A 19,004-nucleotide genomic window follows, 5' to 3' on the forward strand; every position below is an offset into this window, starting at 1 on the left:
CCCGGCGCGCAAGACGACCGGCACGCGCACCGCAAAGGCGACGGCGACCAGCCGCAAGTCGGCGACGGGCAGCCGCACGACGACGGCGCGCAAGGCGACCGGCACGCGCGCCACGAAGGCGGCGACCCCCACCCGCAAGCCAGCGGCCAGCCGCAGCACGGCGGCGCGCAAGCCTGCGGCGACCAAGGCCGGCAGCACGCGGAAGACGGCCACCACCGCCCGCAAGCCGGCGGCTGCCCGCACCGGCACGACGGCGCGCAAGGCGGCGACGCCGCGCCGCGCCTCCGCGCCGAAGGCCGCGGCAGCCCCGAAGAAGACGACGTCTTCGCGCCGTGGCCGTGCCAGCGCCTCCGAGAAGGCAACGGGGGGAATGGCGCCGGAAGCCGCAACCCAGGCGGCCCCGCAGTCCGCGGCGGAGACGAAGCCGAAGCGCGCTTCCGGCGCGCGCAGCGAGGCGGCCAAGAAGGCGGCGGCCACCCGGGCCCGCAAGAAGGAGGCAACTGCTCCGGAGCCGGCCTCCGCGCCTGAGGCGTTGCCGGAAGTCACCGTACTGACGGTGGCCGAAGACACGCCGCAGGACATGGCGCCCGGCAACTGAACGGTGAGAGGGCGGCGCATCGGCGCCGCCCTCTCACGCCATGGCTTTGCGGCGCCGGCGCTCTGCCCTAGCTTCTCCGCACCGTGCCACGACGCGGCACACGGAGAGGGAACCATATGTCAGAGAATATCCGCCGCATCCTGTATCTGAGCCATGCGCCGGAGGCCGTTTACGCCCTTTGGCGCGCCAGCATGCCGGAAGGCTGCGAACTTCTGACCCTCTCGGCCAATGACGATGCGGAACGGCTGGAGAAGCTGGCGATCGCCGATGCGGTGATCGTCGCGCCCGCCGTGCTGCGGCCCGAGTGGGTGGCGAAGGCGCCGCGGCTGAAGCTGGTGCAGCACCAAGGGGTGGGCTGGCAGGGCGAGACGCCGATCGCGGAACTGCGCGAGCGCGGCATCCGCCTCGCCATCAACCCCTCCGGCACCGCCGATGTTGTCAGCGAGCATGCCCTGGCGCTGATCTTCGCCTGCCTGCGGCACATCCCGCGCACCGATGCCGCCATCCGCCGTGGCGAGTGGCTGGGCACCGCGCTTCGCCCCATTTCCCGGAACCTGCGCGGACGCACCGTGGGGATTGTCGGCATGGGGCGCATCGGTTCGGCGCTTGCGGCCCTGCTGCAGCCCTTCAAGGTGCGCGGGTTGTACGCCGATCCCTACCAGCGCCTGCCGGAGGGGCTGGAACTGGCGCTCAACTTCCGCCGCGTCGGGCTGGAGGAACTGCTGCGCGAGTCCGAGGTGATCTCCCTGCACCTGCCAGCGACGGCGGAGACGCGCCACCTGTTCAGCGACGATGCCTTCGCCCGGATGCGCGCCGACGCGGTGCTGGTCAACTGCGCGCGGGGCGCGGTGGTGGACGAGGCGGCGCTGGCGCGCGCGCTGCAGGCCGGCAGCATCCGCGCCGCCGCCATCGATGTGTTCGAGCCGGAGCCGCCACGGCCCGACAATCCGCTCTTCGGCCTGCCGAACGTCGTGCTGACGCCGCACGTCGCCGCCGGCACCTTGGATGCCATGCAGGCGAAGGTGCAGGGTGCCACGGCCAACCTCGGCCGGTTCTTCCGCGACGAGCCGCTGGCGGACGAGATCGACCTCGCGGCATGCCCCTGAGCATCCGGCCCTTCACCGCCGCAGACCAGGCTGCCCTGCTGCCTCTGCTGGACGCCTATGCGGCGGAGATGCGCGGCGTGCTGCACGGGCAGGCGGCGACGACGGGTGCCGCCGTTGCCGCGCTGCTCGCCGCCGACGCGCGCGCGGAGCTGCTGGTCGCCTGGCAGGAGCGCGCGCCACAGGGCTTCGCGCTCTTCTTCGACCTGCCGGAGATCGTTTTCGCCCGCCGCTGCGGCCAGCTCGACGACCTGTTCGTGCTGCCGGCGGCGCGTGGCCGCGGCATCGCCCGCGCGCTGGTCGGGGCCGTGGGCGAAGCCGGACACGCGCGGGGCTGGAGCCATCTCCGCTGGTTTGTGCCGGAGTCCGATCGCGCGGCCATCGCCCTCTACGAGCGAATCGCGGAGCACGCACCGTGGCGCAGCTATATCCAGCGGCTCGACCCCGGCGCTTCGCTTTGAAGCGAGTTCGGAACGGCGCGGCGCGGCAAGGCGTCGTCCGGCGATAAAGCTTCCCGTTCGGGTGAACTCGCCGAAACGGCGGCTGCCGGAAGCAACCAGCGCTGTCTGGGCGCTTTTTCCCGGCGGGCTTGCAAGGGCGTCGGCCATGCGCATCAGGGTGATCATCAATGCGGGCGGCGGCTCGGTAGGTGGCGAGGACATCAGCCGGCAACTGACCGACGCTTTCGCCCAGCACGGCGTCGAGGCATCCGTGGCCGAAGTCGAGGGTCCGGCGCTGCGCGATGCCGTCGAGGCCGCGCTCGGAGAGCCGTGGGACGGCGTCGTGGTCGGCGGTGGGGATGGCACCATTGGCACCGCTGCCGGGCTGGTGGCGGGCACGGAGCGGCCCTTCGGCGTGCTGCCGCTCGGCACCCGCAACCACTTCGCCAAGGATCTCGGGCTCCCTCTGGAGGTGAAGGAGGCGGTTGCCGTCATCGCCGGCGGCCACCTGCGCAGCATCGACGTCGCCCGGATCAACGACCGCATCTTCGTCAACAATGCCACGGTGGGCCTCTACGCGGACATCGTGCGGGGGCGGGAGTACGAGCAGGAGCGGCACCGGCTGCCCAAGAACCCCGCCACCGTGCTGGCCACGCTGCGCGCGCTTTGGCGGTTCACCCGGCACCGCCTGGCCGTCCGCGCGGAAGGCTGGGGGGAGCGGTTGCGCACGCCGCTCGTCTTCATCGGCAACAATCTCTACAGCACCAGCTTGCCCAACCCGGGCCGCCGCTGTGCGCTGGACAAGGGCGAGTTGTGCCTCTGCATCGCCCGCCACCACAGCCGCCTCGGCATCCTGCGCATGTTTGTCCGCGCGCTGAGAGGGCGGCTGCGCGAGGACCGCGACTTCGAGATGCGCTCGGTCACCGCGGTGGAGATCCGTTCCCACCGCCGCAGCCTGAGCGTGACCCTGGACGGTGAAGTGCTGAAGATGCAGTCCCCCCTGGAATGCCGGAGCTGGCCGGGGGCGCTGCGCGTCTTCGCGCCGCCTCCGCCATCTCCCACCGGCGGATAGGCTGCCGCGACCCCGCCGCCAGCTCAGCCGAAGGTGGAAAGCAGGTCCTCGACCTGGGCGCCCGTCAGCGCGCGCGCGCCGGCGCCCCGCAGCATCAATGCAAGCCGCGCCGATTCCTCCAGCTCTTCGGCGGCGTAAACGGCGTCCATGAGCGTCTTCCCGGAAACGACGGGACCGTGGTTCGCCAGCAGCATGGCGCGCGCCGACTTCGCCGCCTCGTGGATCGCCGGCTCCATCGCCGCATCGCCGGGACGGTAGTAGGGGATCACCGGCAGGCTGCGGCCGACGCGCATGACGAAATAGGGTGTCAGGGGTGGAATGGGCGCGCTCTCGCCCGGTTCCGCCAGGCAGCCGATGGCGGTTGCATGGGTGGAGTGCAGGTGCACCACCGCTCCCGCATCGGGGCGTGCCGTCAGCACGGCGCGGTGCATGAACACTTCCTTGGAAGGCTTGTCGCCACCGACATGGGCCCAGCCGGCGTCCAGCTTGCTGATGCGCTCCGCCTTCAGCCGGCCGAGGGAGGAGTTGGTCGGCGTCATCAGGTAGCCGTCGGGCAGGCGGACGCTGATGTTGCCGGCGCTGCCGACGGAGTAGCCGCGGGCGAAGAGGCTGGCGCCCAGTTCGCAGAGCAGGTCGCGGAGTTCGTTCTCGGTCATGCGGCGAAGGCCTTGAGGAAGAAGTCGCGGGCACCGAAGTTGCCGGATTTCAGCGCCAGGTGCAGCCCGCCCGGCTCGGCATAGGTCCAGGGCACGCCGGGGTCGATCTGCGGACCGATGCGCAAGCTGGTCACGCCGAGCTTCTGCACCACCGCGCCCGAGGTCTCGCCGCCGGCCACCACGAGGCGGCCCACGCCGCGCTCCACCAGCGCCTGCGCGATGCCGGCGATGGCGTGCTCCACCAGCGTCCCGGCCGCCTCGCGCCCGAGCTTCTGCTGCAGCGCGGCCACCTTATCCGGCGGTGCGGAGGCAGCGATGACCACCGGCCGCTCCTCGGAGAGCTTGCCCTCCACCCAGCCGAGTGCCTCCTTGACCAGCGCCTGTGCGTCGGGGTTGGCGAGCGCGTCCAGCTCCAGCGTCGGCACGTGGTCGCGCGCCAGCCCGATCTGCCCGAGCGTGGCGCGGGAGCAGGAGCCGGCCACCACGGCCATGGCGCCGCGCGGCGGCGGCAGGCTGGCGGCGTCGCCGCGCTCGGGCAGCAGCCCCTTGGCGCGGAAGTTGTCCGGCAGCCCCATGGCGACGCCGGAGCCGCCGGTGATCAGCGCATGCTCGGCGCAGGCTTCCCCCAGCATCCGCAGATGCGCGTCGGTCACCGCGTCGGTGATGGCGTAGCGGCGCCCGGCCTCCTTCAGCCTGGTGAACTCGCGGCGGATGGCCGCAGCGCCCTCCTCGACCACGGGGAAGGGCACCAGCCCGACGCCGCCCTCCGTTTGGCGGGAAAGGACGCGCACGAGGTTGGCGTCCTTCATGGGCGTCAGCGGGTGGTTCTCCATGCCGCTCTCGTTGAGCAGCGCCTGGCCGACGAAGAGGTGCCCCATGTAGATGGAGCGGTTGTTGGCCGGGAAGGCCGGGCAGGCGATGGCGAAGCCGGATTGCAGCCGCTTGAGCAGCGCGTCGGCCACCGGGCCGATATTGCCCTCATCGGTGCTGTCGAAGGTCGAGCAGTACTTGAAGAAGATCTGCTTCGCGCCTGCGGCCAGCAGCGCCTCGCAGGCGGCGAGGCTTTCGGCGACCGCGTCGGCCGCCGGCGTGGTGCGCGACTTGAGCGCGACCACGATCGCATCCGCGTCCGGCATGGGCCCTTGCGGAACGCCGATGACCTGCACCGTGGTCATGCCGTTGGCCACCAGCATGGCGGCGAGATCCGTCGCGCCGGTCGAATCATCCGCGATGCAGCCGAGCAGAGGCATGCTTCTCTCCCTGTTCCTATCCTGAAGGCGCAGCCTTTGGCCCCATTCTTCGCCCAACGAACCGAAAGAAGAAGGGGGTTCGGGGAATTCATTCCCCCGAGCTGCCTCTTATCCGGGCAGCGCGAGCAGGTCGGTGTGCCCGATGCGTGCCGCGAGCCGTCCGCGCATCGCCTGCGCCTGGCGCGCGCCTGCCCAGCCTCGCAGCATCGGCGAGAGGCTGCGCGGGAGGGATGTCATGGCCGCCCGCGCATGACCGTCCGCCAGCGCGTCGGCCATGGCGGGCGTGTTGGGGCCGACCCACCAGGGGCTGGGCGCGGTCCGCACGGTGAAGCCGCGCGCCCGGAAGGCGCTGGCCATGGCGGCAGGAGCAGCGGGGCCGAGGGCCGACCCGCCGAAGCCCTTGTCGCGCGTCTGGTCGCGCCGGAACCCGCGGGCGACGAGATGGTCGGCGGGATGGGGCGGAAAGAAGCGTTCGCGCCCGTTCACGTTCAGCGCGGCGTAGAAGGGCATGTTCAGCCCTCCGGCCATCGCTTCCACCCAGCGCCGCGAGACCAGATCGCAGAGGGCGGAGCTGACCACCGCATCCGCGCCGTCCAGCGGCAGAGCACGCGGACCGGCGGCGAGATCGGCGACCACCGCCTCCACGCGCCAGACGCCCTGCGGGGTGTGAACGAGCAGGGTACGCTTCTTCGGCCAGGTGGTGGTCCAGCCGGCGAGGATGGCGCGCTCTTCGATGGTGGTGACGGCTTCCTCCAGCAGGGCAGCGTCGGCATCCACCAGTGTCCAGCGCTGGGAACGGGCGAGCAGCGGGGCCAGCCAGCGCAGCAAGGCGCCGGTGCCGGCGCCGAGATCCACGAGATGCGGGCGCGGCGGCAGCGCCTCCGCCAGCGCCACGGCGAGGCCCAGGCTGCGCGCGCGCGCATCGAAGGGCTCGCGGAGGGCGAGCCAGCCGGCGTCGAAGCCCTCGCTCATGCCTGCGCCGCGTCCAGCTCGGCGGCGAAGGCCTCGGCGCGGTCGGTCCAGCGCGGCAGCTTCTGGCCGGCGGCCCAGGCGGCCTCGGCCATCGCGGCACGCAGGTCGCGGTCGTAGATGACGCGCCGCATGGCGCGGGAGAGCGAGCTGGCGTCACCCGGCGCGGCGATGACACCGGCCTCCTTCGGCACGAGGTCGGCGATGGCGCCACCGGCGGTGATGGCCAGCGGCAGGCCGCGCGCCAGCGCTTCGGCCGCGGCCATGCCGTAGCCTTCCCAGTGGGTCGCCAGGGCGAAGAGGTCACTGCGGGCGTAGAGGGCGTCCAGGGCGGGCTGCTCGACCTCGCCGGCGAAGGTGACGCGCTGGGCGATGTTCAGCTCCTCGGCGAGTGCGGCGAGGCTCTTGGCGTGCACCGGATCGCGTGGGGAGCCGGCGATGGTCAGGCTCCATTCCAGGTCGGTGAGGCGGCCGAGGGCGTGCAGCAACACGTCATGGCCCTTGCGCGGCACCAGCACGCCGACAGCCAGGAGGGCACAACCCGGCCCGCCCGAGCCCTGGCTGCGCGGCGCCGGATCGGTGCCGGGCTCGACCACGCCGATGCGCTCCTTCTCGGCGCCGAACTCCAGCGGAAGCCGGTCCGCGGTGAGACGGGAGGTGGCGACCAGCCGCGCCATGCGCGGGAAGAGCAGGCTCTCGCGCTGCTTCAGCTCCTCGCGGTCCTCCCCGTCGTAGCCGGGCTCGATGGCGGTGGGGTGGTGGATCAAGCCGACCGCCTGCCGCGCCTCCAGCTCGTCAACGAAGGGGGCGAAGGCGGGCAGGCCAAGCCCGTCGATGACCAGCCGCGTGTTCTCGGGAACGGCGTCCAGCGCCGCGCGGGCAGAGGCCTGGGCGGCGGCGTCTGGAAGGGGATGGCGCCCATCCAGCTCGACCACGTCGATGTCATGGCCGGCGGCGCGGAAGCCCTCGACCAGCCGCCGGTCGTAGCCGTAGCCGCCGGAGATGGTGCTGAAGGGGCCGGGGACGAGCAGCGCGATCCTCATCTCAGCCGACTTCCGCGTCATAGGCGGCCCAGGCGAGAGGGCTTTCGCGCAGCAGCACCTTGATGGCCTCCACCTTGCGGCCGCTTTCGCCGAGCCGGCCGTCTCTTGCCGCGGCGCAGAGCCGGCCATGGATGTGCCGGCAAAGGAATTCGGTGCTGGTGTTCTGCCCGGCGAATTCCGGCACCGTGTCGAGGTTGCGGTAGTCAATGGCGTCCAGCAGGCGGCGCAGTTCGATGCGGGCGGCAGCGATGTCCACCAGCAGGTTGGCCTCGTCCAGCGCGGTGGCGCGGAACTCCGCCTCCACCACGAAGGTGGCGCCGTGCACGCGCTGCGCGGGGCCGAAGCCGTCGCCGCGAAAGCTGTGCGCGACCATGATGTGGTCGGCGACCGTCAGGCTGAACATGGGGCTGCGCGTCTCCGGGGCGGTTTGCGGATCGTGTCAGTAGGTGATGACGGGGCAGAGCGGCGCAACCACGCCCGGCGGCGGATCGAGCAGCGCCGGCATCCGCGCGGACAGCTCGCCGAGGGGAACCGCCGGTCCGAGCAGCGCGTCGAAGACGGGTTCCGACAGCAGGGAAAGGGCGAGGGCAAGCCGCTCCGCATGGCTGCGTCGGCCGCGCATGGCGGGCGAGACGGCACCGACCTGGCTGGAGCGCAGCGTCAGCCGCTTCGCATGGAAGGCCTCGCCCAGCGGCAGCGTCACCGGCTCGTCGCCATACCAGGAGGCTTCGATGATGCGCGCCTCGAAGGCGGCATGGGCGAGCGCGTTGCGCAGCCCTTCGGGATTGGCCGAGGCGTGGATAACCAGCTCCTGCTCGGCCGGACAGTCCTCCGGCGCGGCGAAGTGGACGCCGAGGGCCTCGGCCTCCGCGCGGCGGGCTGACTCGGTGTCCAGCACGGTGACGGCGGCGCCGGGGATCCGCGCCGCCAGCCAGGCGGCGAGCAGGCCGACCACGCCGGCGCCGATCACCAGCACGCGCTCCCCCGGCAGGGGAGCCGCGTCCCAGATGATGTTCAGCGCGGTTTCCATGTTGGCGCCGAGCACCGCGCGCCGGTCGGGCACGGAATCGGGCAGCGGGATGCACATGGAAGCCGGGGCGAGGAAGCGGTCCTGGTGCGGGTGCAGGCAGAAGACGCGGCGGCCGGCGAGTTCCGCAGGCCCATCTTCCACCACGCCGACGGCGGCGTAGCCGTATTGCACGGGAAACGGGAAATCGCCCTGCTGCAGGGGCGCCTGCATGGCCTGCCACTGGCTCTCGGGCACCTGGCCGTGAAAGACCAGCCGCTCGGTGCCGCGCGAGACGCCGCTGGCGGTGGCGCGGACCAGCGCCTGATCCGGCGCGCGTGGCGGAAGCCGCCGCGCGCGGAGTTCGCCGCGGCCCGGGGCGATGGTCCAGAAGCCGTGCGCGATCACGCGCAGACCGCCGGGCGGGCGCGGTGCAGGGCGATGTCGAACAGCACGTCCTGGCCGAGCTGGTGCACCTGCCATTCGAAGCGCAGCCCGTCGGCGATGCGGGCGGCCTCGGGCAGGGTGAAGGCGGGAATGCCGGAGCCGAGCAGCACCGGTGCGACGGTGACGTGCAGCCGGTCCAGGCAGCCGCTGGCCAGGAAGCGCGAAACCGTCAATCCGCCGCCCTCGACGAAGAGCCGCTTCAGGCCGCGCGCAGCCAGCAGCGGCAGCAGCGCGCAGAGATCGAGCCCGCCGATTGCGGCACGCGGCGCTCGCAGCACCTCGGCCGCGCCGTGGCGGCCCGGCCCCTGGGCGTCCTCGGCGCAGACCAGCAGGGTGGGCGGCCCGCCCGCGGCGAAGACGCCGTGCTCCGTGCCGAGCCGCCGGTCGGTGTCCAGCACCACGCGCACGGGGCTGGGCCCATGCACCTCGCGGGTGGTCAGGCGGGGGTTGTCGTGCCGCACCGTTCCGGCGCCGATCACAACTGCATCGCAAAGGGCGCGCAGGCGGTGGGTGTGCAGGATGTCGCCGCGGCCGCCGATCCATTGGCTGGAGCCTGAGGCGGTGGCGATGCGCCCGTCCAGCGTCTGCGCCAGCCGGCCGAGCACCATGCAGCCATCCGGCGCGCCGGGCGGGGCCAGGATCGGCGCGAACAGACCACCGAGCGGATGAGCGGCCAGGGCCGCGGCGTCATGCTCATCGCGGAGGCGCAGCAAGGCATCCCAGGCGGAATCCTCCCCGGGAAGCTCGGCCTGCCGCGGGTCAGGGGTCGGCGTATCCATTGCCGTGATCTATGCCGCAGCGCGCGGAATGTTGCCAGACCCGCCCGCGGGCGGAGCGCCATGCCGTTTCGTGATCGAAACCGGACCCGCAGGCATGCTGAACTGTCGCTGAAGGAGGACGCCGCATGAGGATCGTTCTGGCCACCTTGGCGTTGGCGGTCATGCTGACCCCGCTCGCCGCCTCCGCGCAGGGCAGCGCCCCGACACCGCAGCAAGACCGGATGAAGGCGTGCAATTCCGGCGCCGGAACGCAGAAGCTGGAGGGCGACGCGCGCCGGAAGTTCATGAGCGACTGCCTGGCGGGACGGGTTCCCGCGACGGGGCCGGCCCAGGGCGGCAGCCCGGCCCAGGCCGCGCAGCGCCAGCGCATGACGGGCTGCAACGCCACCGCCGCGCAGCGCAAGCTGAGCGGCACGGCGCGGCAGGACTTCATGAAGTCCTGCCTCTCGGGAAACTGAGGCGCCTCAGGCCGGCAGAATGCCGCGCCGGGCGTCGGCCCGGCGCAGCCAGGCGGTCAGCGGCAGGGCGAGCAGCACCATCCAGAGCTTGCCCAGCACCTGCCCGGGAAGGAAGCTGAGGTCGCCAAAGGCGATCAGCAGGAAGAAGATGCTGTCCACCACCAGCCCGGCCAGACCGGAGGCGAAGACGGCGAGCACCAGGTTGCGCCGCTGCAGCGGGGTATAGACGACGAGGTCCACCGTCTCGCTGATCAGGAAGGCCACGGCGGAGGCCAGCACCAGCGATGGCGCCGCCAGCAGGGCCGAGAGCACGGTGCCCGCCAGAATGGCCAGCCAGGCGAAGCCGACGCCCAGGCGGCGCTGCACGAGGTCCCGCAGCACCAGGGCGAGGCCGATCATCAGCACGCCGGAGGGCGCCATGACACCGGGCGCCACCGGGATCAGGCAGGGGCCTTCCGCCGTGCAGACCGTGCCGGCATTGCCGATGAGCCAGTTCGCCGCGGGAATGGTCAGGCCGAAGGCAATCAGAGCCAGCAGGCCCTCCAGGCGGCGAATTCCGGTCATCTGCGAGTTTTCCCTTATGGGGCGGGTGCATCCGCGCGTAAGCGGCGCGACTGGTACGCCATCCACCCCTTGGCGCGCAACGCGCAGGCCGGACATTCACCGCAGCCATGTCCCCAGGGATGGCTCGCGCCGCGCTCGCCGAGGTAGCAGGTGTGGGTCCTCTCCACGATGTCCCGCACCAGGGGCGCGCCGCCGAGGCTTTCGGCCATTTCCCAGGTCTGCGCCTTGTCCAGCCACATCAGCGGCGTGTGCAGGACGAAACGGCTCTCCATCCCGAGGTTCAGCGCCACCTGGAGGGCCTTGATGGTGTCGTCCCGGCAGTCCGGATAGCCGGAATAGTCGGTTTCGCACATGCCGCCGACGATGTGGCGCAGCCCGCGCCTGTAGGCGAGGGCGGCGGCGAAGGTGAGAAAGACGATGTTGCGGCCGGGGACGAAGGTGTTGGGCAGGCCACTGTCCGTCATGGCGATTTCGGTCTCGCGGGTCAGCGCGGTGTCCGAAACGGCACCAAGCGCCTCCAGGGCGAGCGTGTGGTCGGCGCCGAGGCGATCCTGCCAGCGCTGCGGCAGGGCGGCGCGAAAGTCGGCGCGGCATTCCAGCTCGACGCGGTGCCGCTGGCCGTAGTCGAAGCCCAGGGTTTCCACCCGCTCGAAACGGTCCAGCGCCCAGGCGAGGCAGGTTGCGGAATCCTGCCCGCCGCTGAACAGAACCAGTGCGCCTTCGCTCATTCCTCGCTCTCCTTCGGCTGCCGGGCGTGGGGCTTCCCGCCCCGGGCAGCGCAGGTCAAGGGTAGGACGGCGGGGGCGCGCCGGCCTCAGAAGAAGGAGAAGGCCTTCTTGCGCGAGCGCTCCGCCTGCACCACCAGCCGCGCCTGGTCGGCCGCGAAGGCGCGGCGGGCCGCAAGGCCGGGCGCGCCGATTCCGCGCTGCCGGCACCAGGCGAAGAAGTCGTCCGGCCGCATCGCGATGCGGATGACGCGGTAGCCCTCCTGCTCCGCCTTCTTCAGGTCCTTCTGCGCGCCGAGGCGCCAGTCGTCGTAGTTCTCGCTCATGTCGGGCATGGCTTCGCGCAGCTTGTCGAAGCTGCCGGAATCGTACCAGGCGAAGCCCATGACAGGACGGTTGTCCGACTGAAAACCAAGAATTTCAGAGATCATTCCCGATCCGCCCATCATCCGAGAGTTGTCAGGACCGTGCGGAAGGAAGTGCCGCACGTGGTGTGATGCGGCGCATAATCCGGGACAAAATTTACAAAATCATGAACGGCGTGCGCCCAAATCAGGGCAAGGCCTCGGCCAGCCGCGCGGTTGCCCAGCCGGCGGCCTCCGCCACCACCGGGGAGGGATCGCCGCGCAACGCCTCGGCCGCCGGGCGCAACCCGGCCTCGCCGGAATTGCCGATGGCGATCAGCACGTTGCGCACGAACCGGTCCCGCCCGATGCGCTTGATGGGCGAGCCGCTGAACAGGGAGCGGAAGGCGGCGTCGTCCAGCGCCGCCAGCTCCGCCAGGCGTGGCGCGGTCAGCTCCTCACGCGGAAGCAGGCCCGGCTCCTGCGTGGCATGGGCGAACTTGTTCCAGGGACAGACCGCGAGGCAGTCGTCGCAGCCATAGATGCGGTTGCCCATGGCGGCGCGGAATTCCTCGGGGATCGGCCCCTTGTGCTCGATGGTCAGGTAGGAGATGCAGCGCCGCGCATCCAGCCGGTAGGGGCCGGTGAAGGCGTTGGTCGGGCAGGCGGCGAGGCAGCGCGTGCAGCGGCCGCAATGGTCGCTCTCGGCGCCGGAGGGAGCGAGGTCGAGCGTGGTGTAGATCTCGCCCAGAAAGAGCCAGGAGCCGAACTCCCGCGAGACGAGGTTGCTGTGCTTGCCCTGCCAGCCGATTCCGGCTGCCTGCGCCAGCGGCTTCTCGGACACGGGAGCGGTGTCCACGAAAACCTTCAACGCGCTGCCGCGCCAGCGGTCCACCATCCAGCGCGCCAGCGCCTTCAGCCGCTTCTTGACGATGTCATGGTAGTCCTTGTTGCGCGCATAGACGCTGATGGCGGCGCGGTCACGCTGCTGCAGGACCGCGAGCGGGTCCTCCTCCGGCCCGTAGTTCATGCCGAGCGCGATGACGGAGACGGCCTCGGGCCAGAGCGCCCGCGGATGGGCGCGCTGCCCGGCGCGATCGGCCAGCCAGTCCATCTCCCCCTGCATGCCGGCGGCAAGGAAGGCGTCCAGCCGCTCCCGCACCTCCGGGCCGAGATGCGCCGGCGCGAAGCCCACCGCATGGAAGCCGAGCGCCAGCGCCTGCGCGCGGATCTCCGCCGCCATGCCCTCCGGCGTCAGTGCCGGGGAGGGCACCGGGGGCGGCGCCTTGCCGGCGCGGGGCGTCTCACCCCCGGCCACGGTAGTTGGGCACGTCCTGGGCCGGCACCCAGACGCCCTCCGGCGCGTTGCCGGTCTGCCAGAACACGTCGATGGGCATGCCACCGCGCGGATACCAATAGCCGCCGATGCGCAGCCAGGCCGGGTCCAGCACTTCGGCGAGCTTGAGGCCAATGCCCACCGTGCAGGCCTCATGGAAGGCGCCGTGGTTGCGGAAGCTGGTGAGGTAGAGCTTCAGGCTCTTGCTTTCCACCAGCCAGCCGCGCGGGATGTAGTCGAGGACGAGGTGGGCGAAGTCCGGCTGACCGGTGATCGGGCAGAGCGAGGTGAACTCGGGTGCGGTGAAGCGCACGCAGTACTGCCTGCCGGGATGCGGGTTGGGCACCCGCTCCAGCACGGCCTCCTCGGGGCTCTGCGGCTGCTTCGTGGCCTGGCCGAGCATGGTGAGGCCGGACACGTCGTGCGTGGTCATGCGGTGGTCTCCTGGGCGCGGACCCAGCCGGCCTCGATGGCGGTGGCCTTCTCGGCGAAGCGGCCCGCGAGGATGGCGGCGCGGAGGCGCGCCATCAGGGTCTGGTAGTAGCGGATGTTGTGCCAAGTCAGCAGGATCGGCCCGAGCATCTCGGCCGCCTTGAACAGGTGATGCAGATAGCCCCTGGAGTGCCTGGTGCAAGCGGGGCAGTCGCAATCCGGGTCGAGCGGGCCGATATCCTCGGCATGGCGGGCGTTGCGCAGGTTCAGCACGCCCTGACTGGTATAGGCCCGGCCGGTGCGGCCCGAGCGCGTCGGGATGACGCAGTCGAACATGTCCACGCCGCGCGCCACGGCGCCCACCAGGTCGGAGGGCGTGCCGACGCCCATCAGGTAGCGCGGATGCGTCTCCGGCAGCATGCCCACGCTGAAGTCGAGCACGCGGAACATTTCCTCCTGCCCCTCGCCGACGGCGAGCCCGCCGATCGCATAGCCCTCGAAGCCGATCCGCTTCAGCGCCTCCGCGCTCTCTCCGCGCAGGTCGGCATAGACGCCGCCCTGCTGGATGCCGAACAGCCCGTAGCCCGCGCGCGGCGTGAAGGCGGCGCGGGAGCGCGCGGCCCAGTCCATCGAGAGCCGCATGGCGCGCGCGGCCTCGTCATGCGTCGCCGGGTAGGGGATGCACTCGTCGAAGCACATGCTGATGTCGGCATCCAGCAGGTGCTGGATCTCGATGCTGCGCTCCGGCGTCAGGCGGAACCGCTCGCCGTTGATGTGGCTCTGGAAGGTGACGCCGTCCTTGTCGAGCTTCCGAAGCTTGGAGAGCGACATCACCTGGAAGCCGCCGGAATCCGTCAGGATCGGTCCCTGCCAGTCCATCATGCGGTGCAGCCCGCCGAGCCTGCCGACGCGCTCGGCGCCGGGGCGCAGCATCAGGTGGTAGGTGTTGCCGAGCACGATGCTGGCGCCGGTGGCCCGCACATTGTCGGCCGTCATGCCCTTCACCGTGCCGGCGGTGCCGACGGGCATGAAGACCGGCGTCGGCACCTCGCCATGCGCGGTGCGCAGGGTGCCGGCGCGGGCATGGCCGTCGCGGCACTGGCAGGTCCAGGCCAGGGGGCCATGCGTCGTCATGAACAGTAATCCTCCCGGAACAGCAGGCTGGCATCGCCATAGGAGTAGAAGCGGTAGCCGGCCGCCACGGCATGGGCATAGGCGTTGCGCATCCGCGCCATGCCGGCGAAGGCCGAGACCAGCATGAACAGGCTCGACTTCGGCAGGTGGAAGTTGGTCAGCAGCAGGTCCGCCGAGTGGAAGCGGTGGCCGGGTAGTAGGAAGATGTCGGTGAGGCCGCGGAAGGGATGCACCACGCCCCGGCTGTCCACCGCGCTTTCCAGCAGCCGCAGCGCCGTGGTGCCGATGGCGACGATGCGGCCGCCCTTGGCGCGGGCGTCGTTGATCGCCGCCGCCGCCGCGGGCGTGATCTCGCCCCATTCGGCGTGCAGCTTGTGGGCGCGGGGGTCCTCGGCGCGGATGGGAAGGAACGTCCCGGCGCCGACATGCAGCGTCAGCGCCACCTGCCCGACGCCGCGCTCGGCCAGCGCGCCCAGCAGGCGGTCGGTGAAGTGCAGGCTGGCGGTCGGCGCCGCCACCGCGCCGGGCTGGCGCGCGAAGATCGGCTGGTAGTCCTCGCGATCCTCTGCGCGCGGCCCCTCGGGGCGGGCGATGTAGGGCGGCAGCGGGATCTCGCCGGCCTTTTCCAGCGCGGCGGCGAGCAGCGCCTGGTCCGGCCCGAAGTCGAGCAGCGCGGCGCCGCCTTCCTGCCGCTCCACCACGCGGGGGGCGAGCTCCGGCGCGCCCTCGATGCTCAGGATGTCGCCGGGGCGCAGCTTCCTGGCGTTGCGCACCAGGGCGTGCCAAATGCCGCCGGCCTCGGCGCGGTTCAGCATGATCTCCAGCCGCGCCTCGCCGCGCCGGGCGCGCAGCCGGGCGGGAATGACGCGGGTGTCGTTCACCACCATCAGGTCGCCGGGGCGCAGCCATTGCGGCAGGTCCAGCACGCCGGCATCGCGGATGCCCTCCGGCGCGGCCACGAGCATGCGCGCCGCATCGCGCGGGCGGGCCGGCGCCTGGGCGATCAGCGCCTCGGGCAGGGCGAAGTCGAAATCATCCGCCCGCAGGGGGGGCAGGGTGGAGGGGTCTTGCGCGGTCATTCCGATGGGGCTTTCGCCGCGCGCGGTAGCGGAGGGGAGCCCCGAAGGCAAGCGCGGCCTCGGCATTGCGTGCTCGGAAGGGGTTGCCTCCCCACAGGGGCGGGGGCAGGCTCAGGCAAAACAAGCACCGGGGGATCGTCCGACCATGGGCCTCAAAGGGGCGGAGTGGCTGGCGCGCAGCATCGCGGCATCCGGCCAGAGCCATGTCTTCTTCATCGACGCCGTGCTGCGCCCCACCCTGATGGCGCTGCAGGCGCAGGGCGTGCGGCCCATTCTGGCGCATTCCGAGAAGGGCGCGGCCTACATGGCCGATGGATATGCCCGCGTCAGCGGGCGGCCGGGCATCGTCGCGGCGCAGTCGGTCGGCGCGGCCAACCTCGCGGCGGCCTTGCAGGATGCCTGGCTCGGCCGCGCGCCGGTGATCGCGCTGACCGGGCGCAAGCCGCCCTCGGCGCAGCACCGCAATGCCTACCAGGAAGTGCCGCATGCGCCGCTCTTCGCCCCGGTGACGCGGTTCGGCGCCGCCGTCGAGGCCGCTTCCGACCTACCGCGCCTGTTCCGCATGGCCTGGGCGGCCGCCACGACGGCGCCGCCGCGCCCGGTGCATCTCGATCTCCATGGGCTGATGGGCGAGGTGGTGGAGCAGGGCGACAGCGGCGCCGAGCCGGCCGACTTCTCCGCCTGGACCGCGCCCCGGCACCGCCCGGTGGCTGAGGGCGCGCAGATCGAGGCCGCCGCCGCCCGCCTCCGCGCCGCCGGGGATGTGGTGATCCTGGCCGGCGATGGCGCCGCGCTCTCCGGCTGCGGCGAAGGCCTGCAGGTGCTGGCCGAGGCGCTGCAGGCACCGGTCGTCACCAGCCTGGGCGCGCGGGATCTTCTGCCGTCGCGCCACCCGCTCAACATCGGCGTTGCCGGCAGCTACTCGGCGCCGCCTGCCAATCAGGTGCTGCACGAGGCCGGCCTGGTGCTGATGGTCGGCTGCGACGGCGGCGACCAGGTGACGCATGGCTGGCGCCTCCCGCGCCCCGGCACGCCGGTCATCCAGATCGACGCCGACGCGCTCGAGCTCGACCGCTGCCCGGCCGAGCTTTCCCTGCACGGCGACCCAAGGGGCACGCTGAGCCACCTGATCGAGGCGCTGGGCCGCCCGGCGCGGGACCATGCCTTCGCCCGCCGCGCCAGCGCCCGGATGGAGGACTGGCGCGCGGCCATGGCGCCCCGCCTCGCCAGCGACGAGGCGCCGATCGATCCCGCCCGGCTCTGCGCCGAGATTTCCGCCGCCCTGCCGGAGGATGGCATCCTCGTCGCCGACACCGGCTATTCCGGCATCTGGACCGGCACGCTGATCGAGATGAACGGCGCCGGGCAGCGCTACCTGCGCGCCGCCGGCTCGCTCGGCTGGGCCTTTCCCGCCTCGCTCGGCGCCAAATGCGCGGCGGGCGACCGCAAGGTGGTCTGCTGGAGCGGCGACGGCGCGCTCTACTACCACCTGACCGAGCTGGAGACGGCGAAGCGCCGCGGCATCGCCGTGACGCTGGTGGTGAACAACAACCAGGGCTTCGGCCAGGGCTGGCCCAACCTCCTCCGCGCCGCCGGCAACAACCCCGAGCGCGCCGCGACGCTGCTGCGCTTCGGCGAGCACACCGATTTCTGCGCCCTCGCGCGCGGCTTCGGCCTGCGCGGCATCCGCGTCGAGCGGCCGGAGGAGATCGGCCCCGCCCTGCGCGAGGCCATGGCCGCCGACGAAACCGTGGTGGTTGAGGTGATGACCGGCATCGAGCATCGCGCGCCCGAGCCCTGGGCGCCGGAGGAGCGGGTATGAAGGTTTCGATCATCGGCGCGGGGCTGATGGGCCATGCGCTGGCCCTGGTCTTCGCCATCGGCGGCCATCGCGTGCGGCTGACCGACAACAACCCGGCGGCCCTGGCCCGCGCCCCCTCGCTGATGGAGAAGGCGCGCGCCACGCTGGACGGCGCCGGCGAGGCCAACGGCCTGACCGAGGCCGGGCTGCGCGAGCGCGTCACCCTGCACGAAAGCCTCGCCGAGACGGTGGCGGACGCCGGGCTGGTGATCGAGGCCATCATCGAGAAGCCCGAGGTGAAGCGCGCGCTCTTCGCCGAGTTGGACCCGCTGATGCCGGCGGACACCATCCTGGCCAGCAACACCTCCTATCTCGACGCCTTCCCGCTGATGCCGCCGGGCCGGCTGAAGCGCGCCATCCTGATGCACTGGTACACGCCGCCCTACCTGGTGGACCTGGTGGACCTCGTCGGCAGCCCGGAATGCGCGCCGGAACTGGTGGAGCAGGTCGCCGCCACCCTGCGGGCCATGGGCAAGGTGCCGCTGGTCATGCGGCGCTTCCTGCCGGGCTACCTCGCCAACCGCATCCAGTCGGCGCTGTCGGGCGAGTGCTACCGGCTGATGGACGAGGGCTACGCCACCCCGCAGGAGATCGACGCCGCCATCATCCATGGGCTCGGGCTGCGGCTGCTGCTGCTGGGCCAGATGGCGAAGGCCGACTTCACCGGCCTGCCGCTTTCCGCCCAGGCCCTGGCCAACGGCATGTACCAGCCGCCGCCGCCGCGCCGGAACAGCGAGACGCTCGACCGCGCCCTGGCGGAAGGCCATACCGGCGTCATGGCCGGGCGCGGCCTCTATGACTGGGGCGGGCAGGACCCCGAGGCGCTGCTTGCCGAGCGGGACCGCCGCCTGCTGGCGCTGAAGCGCGCGATCAAGGAGATCGGCCCGATGGCGGGCCTGGAGGACAAGAAGACATGATCCGCTACGAACTTCCCGGCAAGACGGCGCTCGTCACCGGCGGCGCCTCCGGCATCGGGCTGGCCACGGTGCGCGGGCTGGCCGAGGCCGGCTGCCGTGTCGCCATCAACCACCTGCCGGACGACCCGCGCGCCGAAGGCGTCATCGCCGCGCTGCGCGCCGCCGGGCATGACGTGATCTCCGCGCCGGGCAATGTGGGCGAGGCCGAAAGCGGACCGCGCATGGTGGAAAAGGCCATCGCCGATCTCGGAGGCAAGCTCGATTACCTCGTGAACAATGCCGGCACGCCCGGCACCAGCAGCCTGATCCCGCCCGCCGCGCTGGACCGCCTCACCGAGGAGCTCTGGCAGACCGTGCTGCAGGTGAACCTGCTCGGCGTCTTCCGCTGCGCCAAGGCGGCGGCGCCTGCGCTGAAGGCCTCGCACGGCGCGGTGGTGAACGTCGCCTCCATCGCCGGCCTCGACAGCCCCGGCAGCTCGATGGCCTATGGCGCCACCAAGGCGGGCGTCATCAGCCTGACCAAGAACCTGGCGCGCTCGCTTGCGCCGGAGGCGCGGGTGAACGCCATCGCCCCCGGCGCGGTGGACAGCCCCTGGATGGTGGAGTGGACGGAGGAGCGCCGCGCTGCCTCCGCCAACAAGGCCCTGCTGAAGCGCCGCAACCAGCCGGAGGACCTGGCCGAGGTCATCATCTTCCTGCTCGCCGGCGCACGGATGGTGACGGGGCAGACCGTCGTCGTCGACGGCGGGCTGACGCTGGAGGCGCGGTAGGCGAAGAGACGAGGGGACCTT

22 protein-coding genes are annotated in these 19,004 nt (G+C 71.9%); 7 read left to right on the forward strand and 15 right to left on the reverse strand.

The features are described from left to right. Window positions 1–489 (reverse strand): hypothetical protein (locus tag E0493_RS07080; RefSeq protein ID WP_160936244.1); only part of this gene is annotated, 489 nt, incomplete at its 3' end. Window positions 490–714: 225 nt separating this feature from the next. On the opposite strand from E0493_RS07080, the gene E0493_RS07085 reads away from it, so the two are divergent. The 3 genes from E0493_RS07085 to E0493_RS07095 all read left to right on the forward strand — a co-directional run bounded on the left by E0493_RS07085 (window position 715) and on the right by E0493_RS07095 (window position 3,213). Continuing rightward, complete coding sequence (locus tag E0493_RS07085; protein WP_160936245.1) at window positions 715–1,704, forward strand: 2-hydroxyacid dehydrogenase; 990 nt, start codon at window positions 715–717, stop codon at window positions 1,702–1,704. Continuing rightward, window positions 1,695–2,162: a GNAT family N-acetyltransferase gene (locus E0493_RS07090; protein WP_160936246.1), complete on the forward strand. Its 468-nt coding sequence runs from the start codon at window positions 1,695–1,697 to the stop codon at window positions 2,160–2,162. Before E0493_RS07085 ends, E0493_RS07090 begins: the two co-directional genes overlap by 10 nt. A 145-nt stretch (window positions 2,163–2,307) precedes the next feature. Next, a complete protein-coding gene (locus E0493_RS07095) occupies window positions 2,308–3,213 on the forward strand; it encodes a diacylglycerol/lipid kinase family protein (RefSeq protein WP_160936247.1) in 906 nt (301 codons plus the stop codon). Between the two features lie 23 nt (window positions 3,214–3,236). On the opposite strand, the gene otnC is transcribed toward E0493_RS07095, so the two are convergent. The 7 genes from otnC to E0493_RS07130 all read right to left on the reverse strand — a co-directional run bounded on the left by otnC (window position 3,237) and on the right by E0493_RS07130 (window position 9,363). Continuing rightward, window positions 3,237–3,869 carry a 3-oxo-tetronate 4-phosphate decarboxylase gene (otnC, locus tag E0493_RS07100; RefSeq protein ID WP_160936248.1) on the reverse strand — a complete coding sequence of 211 codons (633 nt, stop codon included), beginning with the start codon at window positions 3,867–3,869 and terminating at the stop codon, window positions 3,237–3,239. Continuing rightward, on the reverse strand, window positions 3,866–5,119 hold the full coding sequence (gene otnK, locus E0493_RS07105; protein WP_160936249.1) for a 3-oxo-tetronate kinase: 1,254 nt from the start codon (window positions 5,117–5,119) through the stop codon (window positions 3,866–3,868). Before otnK ends, otnC begins: the two co-directional genes overlap by 4 nt. A 108-nt stretch (window positions 5,120–5,227) precedes the next feature. Continuing rightward, window positions 5,228–6,091 (reverse strand): class I SAM-dependent methyltransferase, encoded by an 864-nt coding sequence (locus E0493_RS07110; protein ID WP_160936250.1) that lies wholly within the window; start codon window positions 6,089–6,091, stop codon window positions 5,228–5,230. Continuing rightward, a complete protein-coding gene (locus tag E0493_RS07115) occupies window positions 6,088–7,131 on the reverse strand; it encodes a glycosyltransferase family 4 protein (RefSeq protein ID WP_160936251.1) in 1,044 nt (347 codons plus the stop codon). The genes E0493_RS07110 and E0493_RS07115 overlap by 4 nt, the downstream gene beginning before the upstream one ends. Window position 7,132: 1 nt before the next feature. Beyond that, entirely contained in the window at window positions 7,133–7,534 is a 402-nt protein-coding gene (locus E0493_RS07120; RefSeq protein ID WP_160936252.1) for a 6-pyruvoyl trahydropterin synthase family protein, read from the reverse strand. A gap of 36 nt (window positions 7,535–7,570) precedes the next feature. After that, window positions 7,571–8,545, reverse strand: coding sequence for a zinc-dependent alcohol dehydrogenase (locus tag E0493_RS07125; RefSeq protein ID WP_160936253.1), 975 nt, complete (start codon window positions 8,543–8,545; stop codon window positions 7,571–7,573). Continuing rightward, window positions 8,542–9,363 carry a RibD family protein gene (locus E0493_RS07130; protein WP_160936254.1) on the reverse strand — a complete coding sequence of 274 codons (822 nt, stop codon included), beginning with the start codon at window positions 9,361–9,363 and terminating at the stop codon, window positions 8,542–8,544. Before E0493_RS07130 ends, E0493_RS07125 begins: the two co-directional genes overlap by 4 nt. A 125-nt stretch (window positions 9,364–9,488) precedes the next feature. Between E0493_RS07130 and E0493_RS07135 the strand changes: the two genes are divergently transcribed. Next, the gene (locus tag E0493_RS07135) at window positions 9,489–9,821 is read left to right on the forward strand and encodes a PsiF family protein (protein WP_160936255.1); all 333 of its coding nucleotides are present in this window, start codon (window positions 9,489–9,491) and stop codon (window positions 9,819–9,821) included. A 6-nt stretch (window positions 9,822–9,827) separates the two neighbouring features. Here E0493_RS07135 and E0493_RS07140 read toward each other — a convergent pair whose 3' ends face one another. The 7 genes from E0493_RS07140 to queA all read right to left on the reverse strand — a co-directional run bounded on the left by E0493_RS07140 (window position 9,828) and on the right by queA (window position 15,435). Further along, window positions 9,828–10,385: a VUT family protein gene (locus E0493_RS07140; protein ID WP_160936256.1), complete on the reverse strand. Its 558-nt coding sequence runs from the start codon at window positions 10,383–10,385 to the stop codon at window positions 9,828–9,830. Window positions 10,386–10,399: 14 nt separating this feature from the next. Then, window positions 10,400–11,113, reverse strand: coding sequence for a 7-cyano-7-deazaguanine synthase QueC (gene queC / locus E0493_RS07145; protein WP_160936257.1), 714 nt, complete (start codon window positions 11,111–11,113; stop codon window positions 10,400–10,402). A gap of 86 nt (window positions 11,114–11,199) precedes the next feature. Continuing rightward, window positions 11,200–11,541: a hypothetical protein gene (locus E0493_RS07150; RefSeq protein ID WP_160936258.1), complete on the reverse strand. Its 342-nt coding sequence runs from the start codon at window positions 11,539–11,541 to the stop codon at window positions 11,200–11,202. Between the two features lie 121 nt (window positions 11,542–11,662). Then, complete coding sequence (gene queG, locus E0493_RS07155) at window positions 11,663–12,697, reverse strand: tRNA epoxyqueuosine(34) reductase QueG (RefSeq protein WP_160936513.1); 1,035 nt, start codon at window positions 12,695–12,697, stop codon at window positions 11,663–11,665. Window positions 12,698–12,758: 61 nt separating this feature from the next. Continuing rightward, window positions 12,759–13,223, reverse strand: coding sequence for a preQ(1) synthase (gene queF, locus E0493_RS07160; RefSeq protein ID WP_160936259.1), 465 nt, complete (start codon window positions 13,221–13,223; stop codon window positions 12,759–12,761). Next, window positions 13,220–14,356 (reverse strand): tRNA guanosine(34) transglycosylase Tgt, encoded by a 1,137-nt coding sequence (gene tgt, locus E0493_RS07165; protein WP_160936260.1) that lies wholly within the window; start codon window positions 14,354–14,356, stop codon window positions 13,220–13,222. The genes queF and tgt overlap by 4 nt, the downstream gene beginning before the upstream one ends. Then, window positions 14,353–15,435 carry a tRNA preQ1(34) S-adenosylmethionine ribosyltransferase-isomerase QueA gene (gene queA / locus E0493_RS07170; protein ID WP_408888587.1) on the reverse strand — a complete coding sequence of 361 codons (1,083 nt, stop codon included), beginning with the start codon at window positions 15,433–15,435 and terminating at the stop codon, window positions 14,353–14,355. The genes tgt and queA overlap by 4 nt, the downstream gene beginning before the upstream one ends. A 145-nt stretch (window positions 15,436–15,580) precedes the next feature. Between queA and E0493_RS07175 the strand changes: the two genes are divergently transcribed. Genes E0493_RS07175 through E0493_RS07185 form a run of 3 tightly spaced genes read left to right on the forward strand, consistent with a single transcriptional unit; the run spans window position 15,581 to window position 18,983 of the window. After that, on the forward strand, window positions 15,581–17,257 hold the full coding sequence (locus tag E0493_RS07175; protein WP_160936261.1) for a thiamine pyrophosphate-binding protein: 1,677 nt from the start codon (window positions 15,581–15,583) through the stop codon (window positions 17,255–17,257). Continuing rightward, complete coding sequence (locus E0493_RS07180; RefSeq protein WP_160936262.1) at window positions 17,254–18,213, forward strand: 3-hydroxyacyl-CoA dehydrogenase family protein; 960 nt, start codon at window positions 17,254–17,256, stop codon at window positions 18,211–18,213. Before E0493_RS07175 ends, E0493_RS07180 begins: the two co-directional genes overlap by 4 nt. Then, entirely contained in the window at window positions 18,210–18,983 is a 774-nt protein-coding gene (locus tag E0493_RS07185) for an SDR family NAD(P)-dependent oxidoreductase (RefSeq protein WP_160936263.1), read from the forward strand. Before E0493_RS07180 ends, E0493_RS07185 begins: the two co-directional genes overlap by 4 nt. The last annotated feature ends 21 nt before the right edge of the window (window positions 18,984–19,004 follow it).

Origin of the sequence: Teichococcus coralli (assembly GCF_009829925.1) — a bacterium.
Taxonomy (GTDB): Bacteria; Pseudomonadota; Alphaproteobacteria; order Acetobacterales; family Acetobacteraceae; genus Pseudoroseomonas; species Pseudoroseomonas coralli.